Annotated in this window: 23 protein-coding genes; 9 read left to right on the top strand and 14 right to left on the bottom strand. The window is 43.5% G+C overall.

From position 1 onward, the window contains the following. The first annotated feature begins 187 nt into the window (after window positions 1-187). The 3 genes from glnK (at window position 188) to Q4492_RS10705 (ending at window position 3,746) form a co-directional block, all read left to right on the top strand. Window positions 188-526, top strand: coding sequence for a P-II family nitrogen regulator (gene glnK / locus Q4492_RS10695; RefSeq protein WP_067869806.1), 339 nt, complete (start codon window positions 188-190; stop codon window positions 524-526). Window positions 527-656: 130 nt separating this feature from the next. Continuing rightward, the gene (locus Q4492_RS10700; protein WP_303417755.1) at window positions 657-2,780 is read left to right on the top strand and encodes a bifunctional diguanylate cyclase/phosphodiesterase; all 2,124 of its coding nucleotides are present in this window, start codon (window positions 657-659) and stop codon (window positions 2,778-2,780) included. 180 nt (window positions 2,781-2,960) lie between these two features. Further along, window positions 2,961-3,746 carry an ABC transporter substrate-binding protein gene (locus Q4492_RS10705; RefSeq protein ID WP_303417757.1) on the top strand — a complete coding sequence of 262 codons (786 nt, stop codon included), beginning with the start codon at window positions 2,961-2,963 and terminating at the stop codon, window positions 3,744-3,746. Window positions 3,747-3,809: 63 nt separating this feature from the next. Here the strand turns inward: Q4492_RS10705 and Q4492_RS10710 are convergent, their stop codons facing one another. Further along, on the bottom strand, window positions 3,810-5,192 hold the full coding sequence (locus Q4492_RS10710) for a HAMP domain-containing sensor histidine kinase (RefSeq protein WP_303417759.1): 1,383 nt from the start codon (window positions 5,190-5,192) through the stop codon (window positions 3,810-3,812). After that, a complete protein-coding gene (locus Q4492_RS10715; protein WP_303417761.1) occupies window positions 5,189-5,899 on the bottom strand; it encodes a response regulator transcription factor in 711 nt (236 codons plus the stop codon). The genes Q4492_RS10710 and Q4492_RS10715 overlap by 4 nt, the downstream gene beginning before the upstream one ends. Before the next feature lie 176 nt (window positions 5,900-6,075). Here Q4492_RS10715 and Q4492_RS10720 point away from each other — a divergent pair, with 176 nt between their 5' ends. Next, the gene (locus tag Q4492_RS10720) at window positions 6,076-6,576 is read left to right on the top strand and encodes a Spy/CpxP family protein refolding chaperone (protein WP_303417763.1); all 501 of its coding nucleotides are present in this window, start codon (window positions 6,076-6,078) and stop codon (window positions 6,574-6,576) included. A 386-nt stretch (window positions 6,577-6,962) separates the two neighbouring features. After that, a complete protein-coding gene (locus Q4492_RS10725; protein WP_303417765.1) occupies window positions 6,963-7,463 on the top strand; it encodes a Spy/CpxP family protein refolding chaperone in 501 nt (166 codons plus the stop codon). A 203-nt stretch (window positions 7,464-7,666) separates the two neighbouring features. On the opposite strand, the gene Q4492_RS10730 is transcribed toward Q4492_RS10725, so the two are convergent. From Q4492_RS10730 to Q4492_RS10775, 10 genes are all read right to left on the bottom strand, one after another. Next, window positions 7,667-7,816: a hypothetical protein gene (locus Q4492_RS10730; protein ID WP_303417767.1), complete on the bottom strand. Its 150-nt coding sequence runs from the start codon at window positions 7,814-7,816 to the stop codon at window positions 7,667-7,669. A 449-nt stretch (window positions 7,817-8,265) separates the two neighbouring features. Beyond that, window positions 8,266-8,997: a tRNA (guanosine(46)-N7)-methyltransferase TrmB gene (trmB, locus tag Q4492_RS10735; RefSeq protein WP_303417769.1), complete on the bottom strand. Its 732-nt coding sequence runs from the start codon at window positions 8,995-8,997 to the stop codon at window positions 8,266-8,268. 95 nt (window positions 8,998-9,092) lie between these two features. Further along, window positions 9,093-9,884, bottom strand: a complete 792-nt coding sequence (locus Q4492_RS10740) for a thiazole synthase (RefSeq protein ID WP_303417771.1) — start codon at window positions 9,882-9,884, stop codon at window positions 9,093-9,095. A 61-nt stretch (window positions 9,885-9,945) separates the two neighbouring features. After that, window positions 9,946-10,146: a sulfur carrier protein ThiS gene (thiS, locus tag Q4492_RS10745; RefSeq protein ID WP_067868849.1), complete on the bottom strand. Its 201-nt coding sequence runs from the start codon at window positions 10,144-10,146 to the stop codon at window positions 9,946-9,948. A 4-nt stretch (window positions 10,147-10,150) separates the two neighbouring features. Further along, the gene (locus Q4492_RS10750; protein ID WP_303417774.1) at window positions 10,151-10,531 is read right to left on the bottom strand and encodes a DUF423 domain-containing protein; all 381 of its coding nucleotides are present in this window, start codon (window positions 10,529-10,531) and stop codon (window positions 10,151-10,153) included. Between the two features lie 127 nt (window positions 10,532-10,658). Continuing rightward, entirely contained in the window at window positions 10,659-11,513 is an 855-nt protein-coding gene (gene rpoH, locus Q4492_RS10755; protein ID WP_067868843.1) for an RNA polymerase sigma factor RpoH, read from the bottom strand. Between the two features lie 158 nt (window positions 11,514-11,671). Then, window positions 11,672-12,709, bottom strand: coding sequence for a permease-like cell division protein FtsX (gene ftsX / locus Q4492_RS10760; protein WP_303417777.1), 1,038 nt, complete (start codon window positions 12,707-12,709; stop codon window positions 11,672-11,674). Continuing rightward, a complete protein-coding gene (gene ftsE / locus Q4492_RS10765; protein ID WP_303417779.1) occupies window positions 12,702-13,358 on the bottom strand; it encodes a cell division ATP-binding protein FtsE in 657 nt (218 codons plus the stop codon). Before ftsE ends, ftsX begins: the two co-directional genes overlap by 8 nt. Window positions 13,359-13,407: 49 nt before the next feature. Next, complete coding sequence (ftsY, locus tag Q4492_RS10770) at window positions 13,408-14,712, bottom strand: signal recognition particle-docking protein FtsY (RefSeq protein WP_303417781.1); 1,305 nt, start codon at window positions 14,710-14,712, stop codon at window positions 13,408-13,410. A gap of 74 nt (window positions 14,713-14,786) precedes the next feature. Then, window positions 14,787-14,921 carry a hypothetical protein gene (locus Q4492_RS10775; RefSeq protein ID WP_269454622.1) on the bottom strand — a complete coding sequence of 45 codons (135 nt, stop codon included), beginning with the start codon at window positions 14,919-14,921 and terminating at the stop codon, window positions 14,787-14,789. 194 nt (window positions 14,922-15,115) lie between these two features. On the opposite strand from Q4492_RS10775, the gene Q4492_RS10780 reads away from it, so the two are divergent. Together Q4492_RS10780 and rsmD are read left to right on the top strand one after the other, a co-directional pair. After that, window positions 15,116-16,309: a hypothetical protein gene (locus tag Q4492_RS10780; protein ID WP_303417782.1), complete on the top strand. Its 1,194-nt coding sequence runs from the start codon at window positions 15,116-15,118 to the stop codon at window positions 16,307-16,309. A gap of 9 nt (window positions 16,310-16,318) precedes the next feature. Beyond that, window positions 16,319-16,945 (top strand): 16S rRNA (guanine(966)-N(2))-methyltransferase RsmD, encoded by a 627-nt coding sequence (rsmD, locus tag Q4492_RS10785; RefSeq protein ID WP_303417784.1) that lies wholly within the window; start codon window positions 16,319-16,321, stop codon window positions 16,943-16,945. A 13-nt stretch (window positions 16,946-16,958) separates the two neighbouring features. Here rsmD and Q4492_RS10790 read toward each other — a convergent pair whose 3' ends face one another. Continuing rightward, window positions 16,959-17,582: a TetR family transcriptional regulator gene (locus Q4492_RS10790; RefSeq protein ID WP_303417786.1), complete on the bottom strand. Its 624-nt coding sequence runs from the start codon at window positions 17,580-17,582 to the stop codon at window positions 16,959-16,961. Window positions 17,583-17,692: 110 nt separating this feature from the next. Beyond that, window positions 17,693-18,949, bottom strand: coding sequence for a M48 family metallopeptidase (locus tag Q4492_RS10795; protein ID WP_303417788.1), 1,257 nt, complete (start codon window positions 18,947-18,949; stop codon window positions 17,693-17,695). Window positions 18,950-19,145: 196 nt separating this feature from the next. Between Q4492_RS10795 and coaD the strand changes: the two genes are divergently transcribed. Together coaD and Q4492_RS10805 are read left to right on the top strand one after the other, a co-directional pair. Next, a complete protein-coding gene (coaD, locus tag Q4492_RS10800) occupies window positions 19,146-19,625 on the top strand; it encodes a pantetheine-phosphate adenylyltransferase (RefSeq protein ID WP_303417790.1) in 480 nt (159 codons plus the stop codon). A gap of 28 nt (window positions 19,626-19,653) precedes the next feature. Continuing rightward, window positions 19,654-19,899 carry a YfhL family 4Fe-4S dicluster ferredoxin gene (locus Q4492_RS10805; protein WP_067868824.1) on the top strand — a complete coding sequence of 82 codons (246 nt, stop codon included), beginning with the start codon at window positions 19,654-19,656 and terminating at the stop codon, window positions 19,897-19,899. Window positions 19,900-19,939: the final 40 nt, after the last annotated feature.

Below are 19,939 nucleotides of genomic sequence, written 5' to 3' on the forward strand. Positions count from 1 at the left end.
GATTGAAAAGGGGTGCTTCGGCACCCTTTTTTTGTATTATTAACAAGCGCTTTTGAACCCCCTCCTGTAAATCTGATATACCACTCTGCATTTTTCTAGGTATACTTATCCCCATAGTTCACTGTAGTTAAAACTGCTAAGTGTTGAGCTAAACACTTAACGCAGGTACAAACTGAGGAATCGCATAATGAAACTGGTCACGGCGGTGATTAAACCATTTAAACTTGATGATGTACGTGAAGCTCTTTCTGATATTGGTATTCAAGGCGTTACCGTTACAGAAGTTAAAGGCTTTGGCCGTCAGAAAGGCCACACTGAACTCTATCGTGGCGCAGAGTACGTAGTAGACTTCCTACCAAAAGTTAAAATCGAAATTGCTGTTGATACAGATATGGTTGAGCAAGTGATCGAATCTATTGCAAAAACAGCTAATACTGGAAAGATCGGGGACGGGAAAATATTTGTTGCCCCCCTTGAACAAGTGATACGAATACGTACAGGCGAAAGCGGGCCTGACGCCCTTTAAAAACAAAAAAGCGCCTAACGGCGCTTTTTTTTACTAAAAGACAAAACGCTGAGCCAAATCAAACTATTTAAATGAAATAAAGTTCATTATTTAGTGGTTTTCAGCAAACAATTAAAACAAAAATAATATAATGTCGAAACTATTAACATCTAAAAATAACATCAAAATGCTGATCGACTGGTTTAGCCAATCCAGTATCGGTATTTTGTTACTTGATCACTCACTGCAACCGGTGGCGAGTAATCCCTACGCGCTCGAACTCATTTGGGGGGCCGCGCAAACAGCCGAGTCAAAAAGTGAATTGCCTCAACTATTTAAACAAAAGATCAAGGCTCATTTAGACCGCCTGAAAAATACTGATATTCAACATCACTCCGATTATCAGCTTATAGAGCAATCTAATTCGCCTCCTATTCTACTCAAGATCGAATGTTCTCTAGTCGAAATAGACCCAACAGAACAAGGCTTTTTCATTACCCTTCGTAATGCGAGTAAAAATGCTCATTTGGCAAGAGAGCTCAAACTGTTTAGGAATGCTGTAGAAAACACAGGAAGCGCTGTAGTTATTACGAATGCTCAAGGTGAAATAGAGTACGCCAACACTCGTTTCAGCGATATTACCGGTTATAGCTTTCCTGAGATACAGGGTAAAAAAACCAGCATTTTACGCTCAGACACAACATCAAAGGGTGCCCATGACAACCTATGGAAAACCATTAGTCGTCATAAAAAATGGCATGGAACACTTCTAAATAAACGGAAGGACGGCACTACATATTGGTCTTTACAAAATATATCGCCAATACATGATGAGCTAGGAAATATAACGAACTTTGTCTCAGTCAGTGAAGATATCTCTAAAATAAAAGAGCATGATCAGCAACTGGAAAAAATGGCTTATTTTGACCCACTCACCAATTTAGGCAATCGTCGAAACTTCAGACGAACCCTTGATCAATATCTGCAAAGCCCAGCCAATGATGGCCCCCATGCTCTACTGCTTCTGGATTTAGATCATTTCAAGCAGATAAACGACACTATGGGTCATGAAGCAGGCGACGCTTTACTGAACACCATCGCCAATAGGCTCTGCTATTGCGTGCCAGATCAGGCCTCTGTCTTTAGATTAGGCGGCGATGAATTTACCATCATATTCCATGCACTGAATGACCCTAATTTAATTATCCATAATGTAAATGAGATTCTGAGACTCCTCTCACAGCCAGTACAAATAGGCTTCCATGATGTGAGAATCACCGTCAGCATAGGGATAACCTTAATTGGTGCCGATAGCCAAGATCCGAGCGACCTGTTAAGAAATGCAGATTTGGCTATGTATCATGCTAAGCAACTCGGGCGAAACACCTTTGCTTTTTATGAAACACATATGGATGAAAAAGCTCAACGAATACTAAGTATCGAGCACGATTTAAGAAACGCACTCACAAGCAAGCAATTATCCTTAGTCTACCAACCTCAAGTTGATGGGAAGGATGGGCGAATTTCTGCAATAGAAGCTCTTTTACGCTGGGAACATCCGAGCAGAGGGACGATTCCACCCGACGAGTTCATTCCCCATGCAGAAGAAACAGGGGCGATTATTCCTATTGGCCGCTGGGTATTACTAGAAGCTTGCAAAGCAGCCCAGCAGTTGCAAGATGAAGGCTTGCCGCCTTTAAAGGTCTGTGTAAATTTATCCGCCCGACAGTTCGATGATCCCGATCTAATTGAACATATTGAGGAAGCTATTTATAAATCCGGCTTGGCCTCAGAATGGCTAGAATTAGAGATCACCGAAAGTATGCTAATGCGTGATATGCAGCATGCTATAGAGACACTTAAAAAAATAAAAATGATGGGTATCAGCTTAGCTATAGATGATTTTGGAACAGGCTATTCATCATTAAGTCATTTAAAGAAAATGCCCGTAGACCTATTAAAAGTAGACCGCTCTTTCCTACAAGACATCCCTGCCGATAAAGACAATATTGCTATTACATCAACCATTATCGCCATGGCAAAACAACTGGGCTTAAGTGTAGTAGCAGAAGGCGTAGAAACTAAAGAGCAGATGCTCTTTCTCCAAGGGATAGACTGCAGGATGATGCAAGGGTTCCTATTTAGCCGACCCATCAGTTTTGAAACATTCAAAACTCTGTACCAGACCTGTCAGTTTCATTGCGGGATATGCAAAGAATATGAAATATGCACATTAAAACAGGATGCCGAAAAAGGTGTGTCTTTTCTCAATTAAAAAACGACTAACCGGAAGGCAAAGCCCGTCCTTATTAGAATCAACACTGTTCTCTGTCTGTATATCCTGAGCATATATCCTATAAAAGCTCGTTTAATATCAGGCCGAACCCAACACCCTCTATGTAGTGGTCTACAATGTTAAATAATATTAATAAATATAATGGCTTTTGAGCGTTTTATGGCTAAATTAGTTTTAGGTTATATCTGCCTATTGCTCGCCTTCCCAGCACAGTCGCACACTGCACCACTTGAGTTTAAAACAACTCATTTACCTCCCTTTATGTTCACTAGAGATGGAAATGTAGAGGGACCTGGCAAAGAGATTATTGCAGCAGCATGTAAAGCTGAGCAGTTAGCATGTCACTTTGAGATGCTCCCATGGCGACGTGCCCATCAAGCGGTCAAGAGAGGTACGGCTGACGGTTTATTCCTAGTAGGGAAAAATAGCGATAGAGCAAAATGGCTGTACTTCAGTCCGCCTATTTTAGAAACAGGTTACGGCTTTTTCTCCCATAGCAGTCTGGATGTAAACTACACCCGCTTAGAGAGCTTAGCGGGTTTATGTGTCGCCGTAAATTCGCCCTCTAACATGCTGAATCGTTTAAAAGGCATCAGAGAGGAGATGGTGTCTAGTAACATAGAACCGATTAAAATCATCACTACAACCAACTTCCCTACCGCCATCAAGATGGTCAATGGTGCCCGATGTGATTTGGTTTTCGGTAACGTAGATGTAGTAAAAACAGTTATCAAAGAACTACAGCTGGCATCTATACGCCCTGCAGGTTTCTATAAGCATGTTTTCTATTACGTAGGGCTATCAAAAAGCAGATTTTCTAAAGATCTAGTTGATAGGTTCAATCAGCAATTGATGCAACTCTATCAACAAGGAAAAATCCAAACGATCTTAAGGCGTTATGATTTAACGCCTGCAGACCTTACGGACACCGATTGGGATTATTGAGAATCCGATAATCGCCTATAACAGCGTCCCGTTAAAATTACCTAGTCTTAGGTAAATTATCTTTTACTGATTACGTGCACAAGGCAAGCGGATTATAGCTTCTAGTCCACCTTCTGGATGATTACGTAAAACGAGCGTTCCGCCTAAGCGCTCTATCGCACGCTGCGCAATACTTAGGCCTAAGCCATACCCTTCTGTCTGACTCTGCCCTCTATAGAAGGGATTACATAACTGTGTCAATTGCTCTTCAGTAACACCTGGGCCATGATCTCGAATACAAACAACACACTGATCTGCTTTATCCACCGTTAAATCAATTTGAGTGCCTTCGGGTGTATGTTTACAGGCATTACCTAAAATATTATTAATCGCTCGCTCCAGCAATTTAACATTCACGCCGATCTCACAATCGGACTTCATATCAAGGCAGAACTCCCTTTTTGGATAGGCAAAATGTGCATCATCCACCCATTCCTGTAACAAAGGATAGAGCCATACATTTTCACCAAGCCCCTCCATCTGCTCAAGGCGAGACAAAGATAGAATCTCCCCGATCAATTGATCTAAGCGCTGACATTCACGAATAATTCGCTGTACCGCTTTATCATCTTCTCCCATGCGCTGTTCAGCTATACCCGCAGCTGCCTGCAAACGGGCTAAAGGAGCACGGAGCTCATGGGAAACATCCTGCATTAAACGTTGATGCGATGTGATTGTCTGTTGTACATAATCAGCCATGTGATCAAAATCACGGGCCAGCTCACCTAATTCATCCCCTCTTTTACGCAGTTTTTTATCAGTACGACGTTCTAATTCTCCACGATAAATCGCCTGACTATGCTCTCGCAGCAAGTTTAATGGCCTTGTGATAATCATCGAAACGAGCAGCGCGCCTGCAGAAGCGATCAGAAGTATAAGTACCATCTGCACGGACAGAATCGTCGCTAAAACATGGGTAAATGGCGAAGCATCCCAATGCAGATCTACATCAACTTGATAAATGTTCCCACTATCGGAGCTCACATTAAAAACATAAAGCGAATCCGCATCACGCCGGAAGTTATTAAAACCAATCACTTTTTTCTTTTGCTTTAGATCAGTAATAAAAACGCGTTCGGAAATATTCCACCAAACATCACGACGAAAATTTTCACGCTGATTGTTGTCCCTAGCGTGTTTGTCCTTTTTACCGCTCTCCTTATCATCGTCATCATCGCGATGCCGCGGCGGTGGAGGTGGGCGCGGCAATAAGGTTTGAAAGCCTTTACGCTCATACTTTTCAACCATTATCTCTGCATAGCCTTGAGCTTTCGCAGTGACGACCTCTTTAAAACGATCTTGCTCAGTAACTGCGCCGACAAAGAAAATCGTTGCCAGTAGCACGATAAAGCTGACGGCCCAAATAGAGGCAAAAACTTTCCAGAATAGACGCTTATACCACTTCATTGCTCACCTTTAACAAACTGATAACCTACTCCACGCACCGTTTTAATAAGCTCTTTTCCTGAAAGATGCTCCGCTAACTTCTGCCTAACTCGGCTAACATGAACATCAATAGCTCTATCATAAGCAGCGAGCTTCCGATGAAGCACCAGTTCAGTCAGCTGCTCTTTCTCTAAAACATTACCTGCATTAGCAATAAGGTAAGCCAATACATTAAATTCGGTACCCGTCAGATCAATTTCGTTTCCATTTACTTTTACTTCGCGAATACCTGGATCTAAACTAACGCCACCAACAGCCACTGAAGCTTCAGGAAAGAGCGTAGTTCGCTGTTGAGGCTCTGCACGCCTAAGTACCGCTCTAATACGCGCAAGCAGCTCACGAGGATTACAGGGCTTACTCAGGTAATCATCCGCCCCCATCTCTAATCCAAGAATACGATCAATATCCTCACCCCGACCCGTTAACATAATGACGGGAAGCTGAACCTTAGGGCGAATCTGTTGTAATAACTCCAAGCCACTTTTACCTGGCATCATTACATCCAAAATAATCAGATCATAACGATCCGCACGGGCCAACCGCTCACAAGCCTCATCGGCATTATGTGCATACTCCATCAGATAGCCTTCGTGCTCCAGATAGTCCCCTATCAATTCACACAACTCTGTATCGTCATCGACCATAAGTAGTCGTTGCTTGTCACCCATGCTTATACTTCCCAACTATTAGTTATCAATACTGCCATTAAATAATAGAGCTTTTAGCTTTAAAAAACCTGACCGTTAATGCGCATTTACTAAACTTTACAACTCCTATACCCAACTTTGCAGTGACATCACGCAAACTTCACTACATCGAAACAGACAACACCGGAGAGAACAAAATGCGTAAACAACTTATTGTAGGTATCTCAGCAGCGATTATTTCTTTATCTAGCGCTGGTTTTACATTAGCGCATGCCGACGATGACGATCGTATGCAAAAACGTCACGAACACCGTATCGAACATCGCATTGAGCATTTAACTAAAACGTTGAGCCTAACAGAAGAACAGCAGGTTCAGCTAAAAGAGCAGATGTTAAGCCAACAGGAGAAGCGCGGAGATAAACATAAATCCCGTAAGGATGTGTTTAAACAGCTCCAGCAGCTTGACCCAAGCGCAGCAGACTACCAAACACAGCTGAATAGCTTAGTGCTACAAGCCCAAGATCAAACTAAATCTATGATTTTGGAAAAAGCGGAACAGAAAGAGAAACTGTTTGAGATCTTAACGCCCGAACAGGAGAAACAGTTCATCGAATTAAAAAGCGAAATGGATGACAAAAAATCTAAACATCGTCCCGACCACAAAGATGATCGTCACGGTGAAAAGAAATGCCGCTAATCGCATGTTCCTGTAAAGCGAATTAGCACTAACTTATTGTCATAAGCTCCTCTAGTCAGACTTTTGCCCGCTCCCCAAGCGGGCTTTTTTTTGCCCATAAATAATCTGAGAAGCCACACTCGTTATCACAACAAAGATCGATCAATGCTTACCTTAGCAAGCTACAAATTATCTCAAGGGCTTCGCTCTGGCACCCGTTCTGGGTATAAAGGGTGAGTTCCTACAGACGTAATTCTGAGTAAAAAGCACCTATCTCCGCTTTCTTGCGTTAAAAAGTCTTTTCAGATTTCCGTATTTACCCATCTTTACAACACTTATACCCAACTTTGCGGTGACATCATGCAAACTTCACTACATCGAAACAGACAAACACCGGAGAGACAAAAATGCGTACCAAACTTATTGCAGGACTTTCAGCAGCGATCATTACTCTATCTGGCGCTGGTTTTACATTAGCGCATGCCGACGATGACGATCGTATGCAAAAACGTCACGAACACCGTATCGAACATCGCATTGAGCACTTAACCAAAGACCTGAGCCTAACAAAAGAACAGCAGGTTCAGCTAAAAGAGCAGATGTTAAGCCAACAGGAGAAGCGCGGAGATAAACAAGCATCTCGTAAAGATGTGTTTAAACAGCTTCAGCAGCTTGATCCAAGCGCAGCAGACTACCAAACACAGCTGAATAGCTTAGTGCTACAAGCCCAAGATCAAACTAAATCTATGATTTTGGAAAAAGCTGAACAGAAAGAGAAACTGTTTGAGATCTTAACGCCCGAACAGGAGAAACAGTTCATCGAATTAAAAAGCGAAATGGATGATAAAAAATCCAAACATCGTCCCGACCACAAAGATGGTCGTCACGGTGAAAAGAAATGCCGCTAATCGCATGTTCCTGTAAAGCGAATTAGCACTAGCTTATTGTCATAAGCTCCTCTAGTCAGACTTTTGCCCGCTCCCCAAGCGGGCTTTTTTGTGCCCGACACTATCAACTTAGAAACCACACCCTTTATCACAATAGAAGTCGATTAATGCTTAGCACGTTGGAAGCTATTTATCTGAGGGGCTCTAGTCTTTCTTCTCGATCGTTACTTCAAGGGTTTTATCTCACCCGCAAACCATTTCTGAACATACAGAGAACCCACAATCGGGGCTGTACCTTCGTCAGGTACTTCCTTATAACGCACACTATTTTTAGTTTCTTTCTCGTACTCAAAAGTAACAACTTTTTTCAACATAGCTCTGTTCCCAGTAAACGATTGGTCGGCGTGATGTTTTCTTAAAGGAGTGGAAAAAACAAGAGCGGACTCCGTTGATGTTCTTGCGACTAAGCGGGCTTAGCCACCAGCCTTTCGCTCTGGCACCCGTTCCGAGTATAAAGGATGAGCTCCTACAGATACTTTGTCATTCAAAGCAAGCGCCTGTAGGAGGCCAACCTTTGGCCGAAGCCGCTTACAGAGTACCTGTCCTCATTTATATATAATGGGCTCCATATACCTCCCCATGCCAGACATCCACCTCTCTGATCTGCTTATCTTTGTAACGCAGTCGGGATCGCAAAACAAGTACACGGCCTAGGGCGTTAAAGACAACACAAAGAGACAGCTCATACCTATTCGGCACTAAAAAAAAGGCTGATGCATTGCATCAGCCTTTTTATTTTGATCTGTCATAAAGCAAGAATAATTTAGCTGGTTTTCTCAAACATTAAATCCCAAACCCCGTGACCTAAACGCTCTCCGCGCTTCTGGAATTTGGTCACCGGACGCCATTCAGGTTGGGGAGAATACTGGCCCTCACCGGCGAAATTAACATAGCCTTCAGCAGCGCTCATCACGTCCATCATATGTTCCGCATAGTTTTCCCAATCGGTTGCCATATGGAAGACTCCGCCTACTTTTAGCTTCTGGCGTAGGGTTTGTGCAAATTCAGGTTGTACGATACGGCGCTTATGGTGACGTTTTTTATGCCAGGGGTCAGCAAAAAAGAGCTGTATGCAATCTAAGCTATTATTTGGAATACATTGGGCTAAGACTTCAATAGCATCCTCACAGAATACACGGATATTGGTTAGGCCTTCCTTTTCTGCATTGCTGAGTAAGCGGCCAACACCCGGACGGTGAACTTCAACGCCGATGTAGTTTTTTTCAGGCTGATCTTTTGCCATCTCAACCAGTGAATCGCCCATACCAAAACCGATCTCAAGAACTACAGGCGCTTCGCGACCAAACACTTGGTTAAAGTCCAGCAGGCCATTTTTCAGCTCTAGCCCCATGATTGGCCAGACATCATCCATCGCCTTCTGTTGCCCTTCGGTCATCCGACCCGCGCGTAGTACAAAGCTTTTAACCGTACGCATGTGCTTTTCTTCAGCGGGATTTCCATCCTGCTGTTGTTCGACCTTATTCTCTTCTGACATCAACCTGACCTAAAAAGCAAAGCCTGATCTTTCGATCAGGCTAAAAAAATATTCCATAGCTTCGAACTTAGCGTAACTACTGTAGAAACAGCAGCCTAGCCAATAATAGTGCCATCCATTGGTGAGGATGCACTGGCATATCGTTTACGCGGCATACGACCCGCAAGAAACGCTTCACGACCCGCTTCAATGGCTTTGCGCATAGCTGACGCCATTAAAACAGGGTTACGGGCACCGGCAATAGCTGAGTTCATCAGCACCGCATCACAGCCCATTTCCATGGCAACAGCCGCTTCAGACGCCGTACCTACACCAGCATCCACTAATACAGGCACTTTCGCGTCTTCCATAATGACGTTGATGTTGTGCGGATTCAAAATACCTAAACCAGAACCAATCATAGAACCCAATGGCATGATAGCTACACAGCCAAGGCTCTCTAGCTCTTGCGCCACGATGGGATCATCACTGGTATAAACCATGACTTTAAAACCGTCTTGGACCAGTTTATCCGCTGCTTTAATGGTATCAACCACATTTGGGTAAAGCGTTTTCTGATCACCTAAAACTTCAAGTTTTACTAGATCGTGACCATTCATTAACTCACGCGCTAATTTACAGGTACGCACTGCGTCTTCTGCGTTAAAGCAACCTGCTGTGTTAGGCAAAATTGTGTATTTATCGGGTGTGATGATATCCAATAAATTAGGTTCATCTGGGTTTTGCCCTATATTGGTACGTCTAACGGCAACCGTCACAATCTCGGCACCACTTGCCTCAATAGCGATACGGGTTTCTTCTAAATCTTTGTATTTACCAGTACCAATTAACAAACGTGAGTTATAACTCTGCCCTGCGATAATCAATGGGTCATTCTGATGAGACATGATCTATATCCAAAAAAGTTGTAGTAATTATGAGTCGATTTTAGGCTTAAAACTATCGACCTCAACCTCCACCAATCGCATGGACAATTTCAACGCGATCCGCTTCTTTCAATACTGTTTCTGCATGTTCACTACGGGGAATGATTTCTAAATTAAGCTCAATAGCAATGCGTTTATCACCAAGCTCAAGCTGTGAAATCAGGCCAGTAAGGGTGATCTCATCCTGCACTTGCAGCATCTCACCATTTACCTGAATCTGCATTGATTTATCTCCTGTTCGAAATAATTGCTGTATAGCCGACGAGTGCCCACCCACATAAGAAAGCCACGCCACCTAATGGGGTTATCGCCCCAAGCACCTTAATGCCCGTCAACGCTAACAGATAAAGACTGCCGGAAAAAAGTAGGATCCCTAATGTAAATGCGATACCCGCCCATCCTAAGTGTTTACTGGATAAATTCGCCGGAGCTACCGCAATAAATAGCAGTGCAAAAGTGTGATAAAACTGATATTCCACACCGGTTTGATAGACTGCGTACAAGTTTGGCTCAAGCAGATCTTTTAAGCCATGCGCACCGAACGCTCCGCAGGCAACGGCAAAGAAACCGCTCATTGCCGAGATCATTAATATAAGTTTTTTCGACATTAGGAACCCAGATATATTAAAGATTATACCGAAATAGTTCATCCATGTAGCTAGAGATCTGTACCAAACACTTAGATTGCAGGCACAAAAAAGCCGCTTTGCGCGGCTTTTTCTAAAATAGTACTGACTAGGCTTCCATAGAGATGCGGATCTTCTTCATCGCATTCTTTTCTAACTGGCGGATACGTTCGGCTGAAACCTCATATTCCGCAGCTAACTCATGCAGAGTTGCTTTATCATCAGACAACCAACGACGCGCTAGAATATCTTTACTGCGCTCATCTAAATCGGACATAGCGCTCATCAAACGTCGCTGAGAGTCTTGCTCCCAGTTGCTATCTTCTACTTGCTGCGACGGATCTGCACTTTTATCTTCAAGGAAGTGCGCAGGCGCCCAAGCAGCCTGTTCATCGTCAGCACCTTCAGGCGCATCAAATGCAGTATCAACGGATGCCATACGGCCTTCCATTTGACGTACAACCTTAGCATCTACACCTAAATCTTCTGCGATAGAATTAACTTCATCCGTTGTCATCCAGCCTAAGCCTTTTTTCTTCGAACGAAGATTAAAGAATAACTTACGCTGAGCTTTAGTAGTCGCTACTTTAACAATGCGCCAGTTACGCAGAATAAACTCATGCATTTCGGCTTTCACCCAATGCACAGCAAAAGAGACCAGACGCACGCCCATAGTAGGATCAAAGCGTTTAACGGCTTTCATCAATCCGACATTACCTTCCTGAATTAGATCCCCTAAAGGTAAACCGTAACCAGAATAGGTTTTAGCAACGTGAACAACAAAGCGTAGGTGAGACATAACCAAGCGGCGAGCCGCTTCTACATCACCATCAAAATGCAAACGCTCACCCAAAGAACGCTCCTCTTCGGCACTTAATACTGGTATAGCAGTAACAGACTGCATATATGCATCCAGATTACGTCCCGGAGAAAGTGTATCAATAACTTGTAAGCTAGTGCTCATTAATGACCTCGCATCATTTTTGCATCTTCTAAAGTTCGCAAATATGACTCAATTTATAGTACAAAAGTTCAATCTAATTTCCGTTACTTGGCATAACGGACCGAAAAATATAGCAGGATAACAATAAAACGCAAATGTTACTGCTCGATGAAATCGATTTACTGAGGTTCTATCTCTCTCAAATGACGGCCAACCGCTAATCTCGCCCCAAACAAACCCAGCAGTACTCCAACACCAATCAAGGATAGACTATCCATAAAGCCTAAGCGTTGTAATTCAAAGTCTGTTTGATATAGCTCAATAAGTTGTCCTACTGGGGCACTAATCAAAAGAAAGCTAATTTCCACAAATATCCAAGCGATAAATGAGCCGATCAGCCCAAACCAAAAACCTGTATAGATAAATGGCCGCTTAACCCAAGCATCCGTTGCGCCTACTAATTTAGCCACTTGAATTTCATCTTTACGACTTTCTATAGACAACCGAATTGTATTACCCACCACCAACAAAACGGAAAGTGCTAATAAGGCGCCTAAGACCAATACTAAACGATTTGCTAATCGAACAAAGGACGCTAAACGTTCAACCCACACCATATCGAGTACCGCGTCCTCCACCTCTGGGAGTTCGATAAGCTCTTGTTGAAGCGCGGTTAGAACAGACTTTTTGTTATCCAATGGCTGTACAACAACAACCGCTGGCAACGGGTTTTTATCGAGAAACTCCAGCACGTCCGAAAAGCCTGATATGCGCTGAAATTCATGTAAACCTTGCTCTTTAGTCACTAATTCAACCGCAGCCAAATCCGTTCGCAGTAACATTTTCTGACTAAAGCGTTCCGCTTCTTCTGCAGGCAGAGTCTTTTGTAAATAGAGAGAAATACGCGGATCACCTTTCCATTCGCCACTTAGCTGATTTATATTTTTTAGACCAACAAACATTAAGCCGGGAAGCGCTAAAGCGATCGCAAGCACCGCCAATGTCATAAAACTAGGCAGAGGAGTTAACCACAAACGCTGCAATGATTGTTTTGCCGTACTTTTGTTATGGCGAACCCAGCTTTTAAACTCTGCGACAAAATCAACCTTATGCTTTGCCGCCCCTTTATGTGCAGAAGCAGCTGCTCCATCGACTGCGGGCTTTTCTACGGACCTTTGACGCTCCGCCCCTCTTTTGACCGGTTCACGGTTAGACATTAATCAGTCTCCCTTGATCAAGGGTCAATGTCCGATAGGGCATACGTGATACTAGAGCCAAATCATGGGTTGCGATTAAAACCGTAGTACCGTGGAGATTAAATTCCATAAACAGACGCATAATCTCTTCAGACAACGCAGGGTCTAAGTTACCTGTCGGCTCATCCGCTAATAGAACTTGAGGTTTATGCACAATCGCACGGGCAATACCTATACGCTGCTGTTCACCTGTGGATAAAGTAATAGGGTTGAGCTTTTCTTTATGTAACAAACCAACTTTGTCTAACGCTGCACGTACCCGCTTACCTATATCTTCCTCATCGTAGCCGGAGATATGTAGAGGCAAAGCGACGTTTTCAAATACGCTGCGATCAAATAGCAGCTGGTGATTCTGGAAAACCACACCTATACGACGCCGATGATAAGGGATATCGTCACGACTAAACTGAGCAAGATCTTGACCTGCGATAGACACCTGTCCACGACTTGCCCTTTCCATCAACATAATTAATTTGAGAAGGGTACTTTTACCTGCGCCAGAGTGTCCTGTAAGAAAGGCCATCTCCCCGCGGTTTAGTCTAAAACTGACATCACGCAGGGCGTCATGCCCTTCTGGGTAGCGTTTACTGACGTTCTCAAACTTAATCATCGCTGACGGTCATATCCAAACACGTATACAAAAGTTAGGCTAGATGCCGCTAATCAAACAGGGCGTCTACAAACTCTTGTGAGTTAAAAGGGCGCAAATCATCAATCTGCTCACCAACACCGATAAAGCGAATCGGCAGATCCATCTGCTTAGCTATAGCAAAGATTACCCCACCTTTAGCTGTACCATCTAGCTTGGTCAGTGAGATACCTGTGACGCCAACGCTCTCTTTAAAAATCTTAGCTTGGCTCAGTGCGTTTTGGCCTGTACCGGCATCAAGTACTAACATAACTTCATGGGGCGCTTCAGGCGATAGCTTTTGCGTTACACGCACAACTTTCTCAAGCTCTTGCATCAGGTTATCTTTGTTCTGTAGACGACCTGCCGTGTCAGCGATCAAAATATCAATATTCTTCGCTTGTGCCGATTGTACAGCGTCATAGATAACCGAGGCAGAATCGGCTCCTGTATGTTGAGCTACGACGGGAACTTTATTACGCTCCCCCCAAACTTGTAACTGCTCAACAGCGGCCGCACGGAAGGTATCACCCGCAGCCAACATGACAGACTTACCTTCACTTTGGAACTTCTTAGCCAACTTACCGATGGTCGTCGTTTTGCCTACACCATTAACACCTACCATCAAAATAACATAAGGCTTTTGACTGCAATCAATCTGCAATGGTTGTTCTGATTGATGTAAAAGAGTTGATAACTCCTCTTTTAAAGCCGCCTGCAATGCCTGCGGATCGCCCAACTGCTTACGGGCAACCTTTTCTGTCAAACGACCAATAATATCGGAAGTTGCTTCAACCCCAACATCAGCCATTAACAGGAGGGTTTCAATCTCTTCAAGTAGATCATCATCGATCTCCTTAGCGCCTAAAAAGATGTTACCTAGCTGCTCAGTTAAGCTTGCTTTAGTTTTACTTAAACCTTTTTTGATTCGCGCAAAGAAGCCTTTTTTCTCCTCCACCTGATCTTCGCTTTTCAGGTCGACCTCTGCTTCTTCAAGTTCAGGTATTTCATCTATGATCGCATCAACTATCTCTTCTTTTTCAGCCGGCTCCTCAGAGAGCGTAGGCGTCTCTTCAAAAACCTCAGCGGCAATAGTTTCAGGAACGGTTTCCGGCTCAACTGTTTCTATTTCTGGTTCAACATTTTCCGTAGCAACAGGATCTTGCTCATCTATAGCTTTTGCAACCGCTGGCTGCTCTGCTTGATCCTCTTTTAGCTCAGCGATCGGCTGCTGGCTCTCTTCAACTTTCTCAACTGAGTTATTTTCTACTTCACTATGCTCAACGGTTTCTTCAGCTGAAGAGCCTCCGAACATGGATTTCAGTTTTTTAAACATTTAACGTCCTCATGCTAAGGCGTTAGACAACCCCAACCTCAGCTTAAAAAAATTCGATTATTGCCAATAGCAAATCAATCGGATGAATTGTCATCACGAAGATAACGATAGATACCCGCCAACACGACAACTGTAATAAAGGCACCGGCATAAGCGATGTAACTGGTATCCCAACCTTTATCAACAAACATCTCTTGTAAACTTAACATCCGCTATCCACTCTCAATTACCTTATAACAACTGAAAAATCAGCAGTTCATCGACAAAGTCTGGTATCTTATCACAGTAAATCGGCAGCATAACCCAGATCAGAGACCCAAGCGGTTCTATCTTTATGCTTAGGCCTAATTGGTTTAAGCCAAAGCGCCGTTATATGAACATTTAGTGCCTGAGAATCTTCAAGATGACAAACGAGTACCGCCCCATTTTCAATCGCAAATATCTTGTAGGCTTAGTATGGTTCAGCCTCATCGCCATTCTTATTCTTTCATCTATGGGACCCGGTGCGGTTAAGTATCACAGCATCGAAAACAACGACAGTAAAACCATCTATTGGATGGAACTGGACGACCAACCGATGCAGCTGGTTTTTCTTTTAGCTACTCAGCCAGCGCTCAATAATACTCAGCAACAACTTCAGCAATTAAAAAGCTTAATTTTACAGCAACGCTTACGGGCATTAGCCAGCCCCACCTATAGCTATAACGTCAATCCTAAGCAAGACCGTATCGAAGTTACTTTATCTTGGGCTAGTGGCCAACCATTACCAGAGCTCAACACTATATGGAAAACCCTAAATAAGCCGGTTGATAGTGTTCGCTGGAAGGAGCCGTTTACAAAAATTCAGGCACGTTACTATTTAGCTGATCAATCAGAAGAACAAAAATTGATTAACTATTTCTATCAACAGCTCCAACCCAGCAATAATACTGCCGTACTCAGTCTGCTTAACGACTCCTATCTTGGGTTATTTGACGCACCTATATTTGCTATCAGTGGAGAGGATGCGGAGGATTATGTTGAGGTTATTGAGGAGCAACTACCACACTCGCTACAATCACACCAAACCCAAAAAGCTCAAATTAAGAGCGCCGCGCTGGTTCGCGAACAAAGCCTAGGAGATAGATTCCGTTTACTGCTTGGGCAATCTCTTCCTCCGCGAGCATCACAGGACTTTGTTACACACCGCATTACCGCTCAAGTCGTGCAAGATCTACTGACCGAATACAAAGAACAACACAAACTAAACTTCCGCATTCTCTGGGCTTCCCTCAAGGATATAGGTTTTCAGGCGCTTATTTTTGAAGGCGATCAGAACCCCGAGCCTATTCTGCCTCAACTACAGCAACAGATTAATGAGGATTTAGTTGAGCAGAGTAAAAACCGACTCGCAGCAAACTGGCAAGAACGTATGCGTGACAATATGAACCAAGTCACCGCTTTGAGCTTAATCGCTTTTTATCAGCTGCCAACTGATACAATGGAAATCTATATTGATCAGATTCTAGATCAAGACGCGGATGATATTATTAAGCAGACACAGCAAGCACTGGATAGATCGCAACCTATTAGCCTTTTCCAATCTCCAGTGCTTTAAGGACCATAAATGAGCCATAAAAACCCACCTCGTCGCAAACAAGGCAAACCATCTACACCAAGCTCTCAGCTACGCATTATTGGTGGTGAATGGAGAGGGCGTAAACTTGAGTTTTTAGCCACAGAAGGCTTACGCCCTACACCTGATCGTGTCAGAGAAACGCTATTTAATTGGATACAAACGATCGTACCCGGCGCTCAATCTTTAGATCTGTTTAGTGGTAGTGGTGCTCTGGGCTTGGAGGCTCTCTCTCGAGGTGCAGAACGTACCACCTTCATAGAGAAAGATACGGCAGCTGCTCGTCAATTAAATAACAATCTACAGCGTTTAAAAGCTCAAAATGGAGAGGTTATTCAAGCTGATGTACTAGAATGGCTGGAGTCTCGACAACAAGATCAGGAAAGTAAGTATGACCTAATCTTTATGGACCCACCCTTTAGGAAAAACCTAATAGCCCCCTGCTGTGAACTACTGGAAAAGAGAAATTTGCTCCGCGACAACGCTTATATCTACATTGAAACCGAAGCAGAACTTATAGACCCCAACGTTCCAGCCCATTGGCATGAGCATCGTAAAAAAACGGCGGGGCAGGTTACTTACCGCCTATATCAACGAATCTCAGAATCTGAGATATAAGCATTTATTATGCTTATATCTCCAAGCCATATAAAAAATGTTGAGTAAGACATTTAATTTGCTGCTTGCTATCGACCAACCCAGATCCCGTATTACGAATACTTGTTGTAATACCCATGATCAAACCTAAAGCTGCGGCCGGTATAGGATCGCCTCCCCGTGAAGGCTTCTGAGCAATCTGCTTCTGCTTACGTGCTTTTTTAACAATTTTTGCTAATAGGTGTAACCACTCTCGGTGTTCATCCCGAATCTTATCCGAGATTGCTTGTAGCTCAACTGTGTGAGCAACACCTTGATGGAAAACCTGCCAGATACGTGCAGGGCGCCCTTCGGCTAATATGAGCGCGCTCCACTGCGTGATAAATTCACCCAATGACTCTAACGCATCTTGTCGTGCCGATTGCAGCTGATCGATAAAGATATCGTCTATAGGAAAACGACATTCATCATACAGCGCCTCAACAAGGTTTGTACGGTTTTTAAAATGCCAATAAAGCGCACCGTGAGTCAGCCCCGCCGCTGACGCAACATCTTTCAAGCTAGTATTAGAGATACCTCTCTCAGCAAATAAAGTTAATGCTGTATCCAAAAGCAACTGGCGTGTTTGTTCTGCTTCTTCTTTGGTCCTTCGTGACATATACCTTTAACAACCGTCCATTAAATCAGATACGCATTATATAGTAGTCACTACACTCAATAAGTTACAGAAAGATTAAGTCTCTTATGAAAACACCTATAAAAGTAAAATTAGCGCGCGGCTTGCACATCATCCAAATATAATTTGGCGCTGTATTTTTTAAGGTCATCAACATTAAGCGAGTTTGGCAGTGAAAATCTCGCTGTAAAAACTTGTCCTGGTTTGATATATCCGTCCACATGGGAAACATAACGCTCTATTTTCCCATTACGTTTTAGATATAACCCCATCACAACATTAGTTAAGGTAGATCCATTAGCAGCATAGCGCCAACGGGTATCTAAAAGATGAGACCCCGCCTTGCGCGTTGACTCAACCTTGAGAACAGACTCCACCGACTTAACAAAATTCGCTTGCTGAAGCTGACGTAGCTCTTCACCTTTAGCTTGCTGATGCTGGACATATGCGCCTAGAGCAGTCGATAACAACGCTGTAACTCCACCCCCTTCACCAGCAGCAACCTCATTACTATTTTTTTGCCACAGCACGTTATTATCTAGCAGGGCAGCAGCGCGTGGATTAATTTGATTCTTTTTGTAATAGGGCAGTACCTTCGTCCCTACAGTTTTTGCTTCTTGATAACGTTCGGCATTCACTGGGTGATCATGGTGAAACAGCGCACGAGCATTCCCCTCCTGCGTATATTTACGCTGCCAAATACGGCTTGCAGCGAGAGGGTCATAGCCCGCCAGCGCTGTATACAAAATACCAATGCGATCCGCCTCTCGCTCACTCTCATGGGTAAATGCAGCTTGATAGCCACTACGTCCCGCAGAATTAGAACCAACCAAGGCACTAACCTGCGCATGTGTTTGACGCTCATAAACATGGTTAGCCACAGTATGTGCTATCTCATGCCCCAATACAGCGGCAAGTTCGGCATCATCTTTCAAATCGGTCATCAACTGCGAATGAACAACAATATAAGTGCCCCCCGTAGTAAATGCGTTAAATGAATTACGCTTAATCAACAGCGGCTGCCAACGCTCCTGCTTCAGATGAGAAACTTTGTGAATACGGTCAAAGATACGAACAAGGCGCTGATATTGCGTCCGGCTAATTGCCGCATTAATCGGGCGCTTATTTTTTTGTTCCTGTGCAATGATCTTTTCAACATAGGCATTTCCCTGCTCTATCTGCGCACTACGATTAGCCATACTCAAACTTCGCTGCCCAGTAACGCGGTCACGCTCACTAACAGACTCCGCCACTTGATATAAACCTTGATCAACTTTTTGTAGCGCTTGGCACCCTGATAAAGCTACCAATATCAGAGCAACAAAACCTATTCGCCATGACCGAATCACACTAATACCCCTAAAATCCTTATAGTTATTTGTAATAACGGATTGTTTTTTTATAACCGATAGAGATCAACACATTCCATTATAGTATTTGTACAGCCCGAACAATTCGGATAATATGCCGCAATTGCAAACTTGCTATGTCACTAGAACTTGATTAAGCGAGTTTTAAGTAGACAATAACTCCTGTGAACCATATATGAATATTGCTGTTTATCCAGGAACTTTTGACCCAATAACGAATGGCCATGCTGATCTTATTCAACGTGCAGCCAAACTTTTCGATAAAGTCGTTGTCTCAGTTGCTGAAAGTCCCAAAAAACAACCCATGCTATCCTTAGAAACTCGTGTAGCATTGGTTCGTGAAGTAACTGAACACCTTGATAACATCGTCATTGTAGGTTTTGATTGTCTATTAGCAGAACTACTTGAGCAACAGAACGCTAATATTATTTTGCGTGGGTTACGTGCAGTATCGGATTTTGAGTACGAGTTTCAACTTGCTGCGATGAACCGACATTTGACACCCGATGTAGAAAGTATTTTTTTAACACCGGCGGAACACTTATCTTTTGTTTCCTCCACGCTGATCCGTGAGATCTCAAGCTTGGGTGGAGATGTAAGTAAGTTTGTACACCCTTCGGTGGCAAAGGTCCTGAGTGAGCACCTGGACCATTAATTTATAGAGTGATAGTGAGGTAGCCACCATGGCATTGATCATTACTGACGAATGCATCAACTGTGATGTATGTGAGCCGGAATGCCCTAACGAGGCAATCTCTCCAGGTGATGAAATTTATGAGATTGAGCCTTCAAAATGTACTGAGTGTGTAGGTCATTACGACACACCACAGTGTGTTGAAGTTTGCCCAGTTGACTGTATCCCTAAAGATCCGGATCATGTTGAAACTGAAGCACAGCTAATGGAAAAATACACTAAGCTTACCGGCTAATTGTATTTCCCTTAGCACAATAAAAAAGCAGGCTTAGCCT

Source organism: Neptuniibacter sp. 1_MG-2023, from assembly GCF_030547185.1.
Taxonomy (GTDB): Bacteria; Pseudomonadota; Gammaproteobacteria; order Pseudomonadales; family Balneatricaceae; genus Neptuniibacter.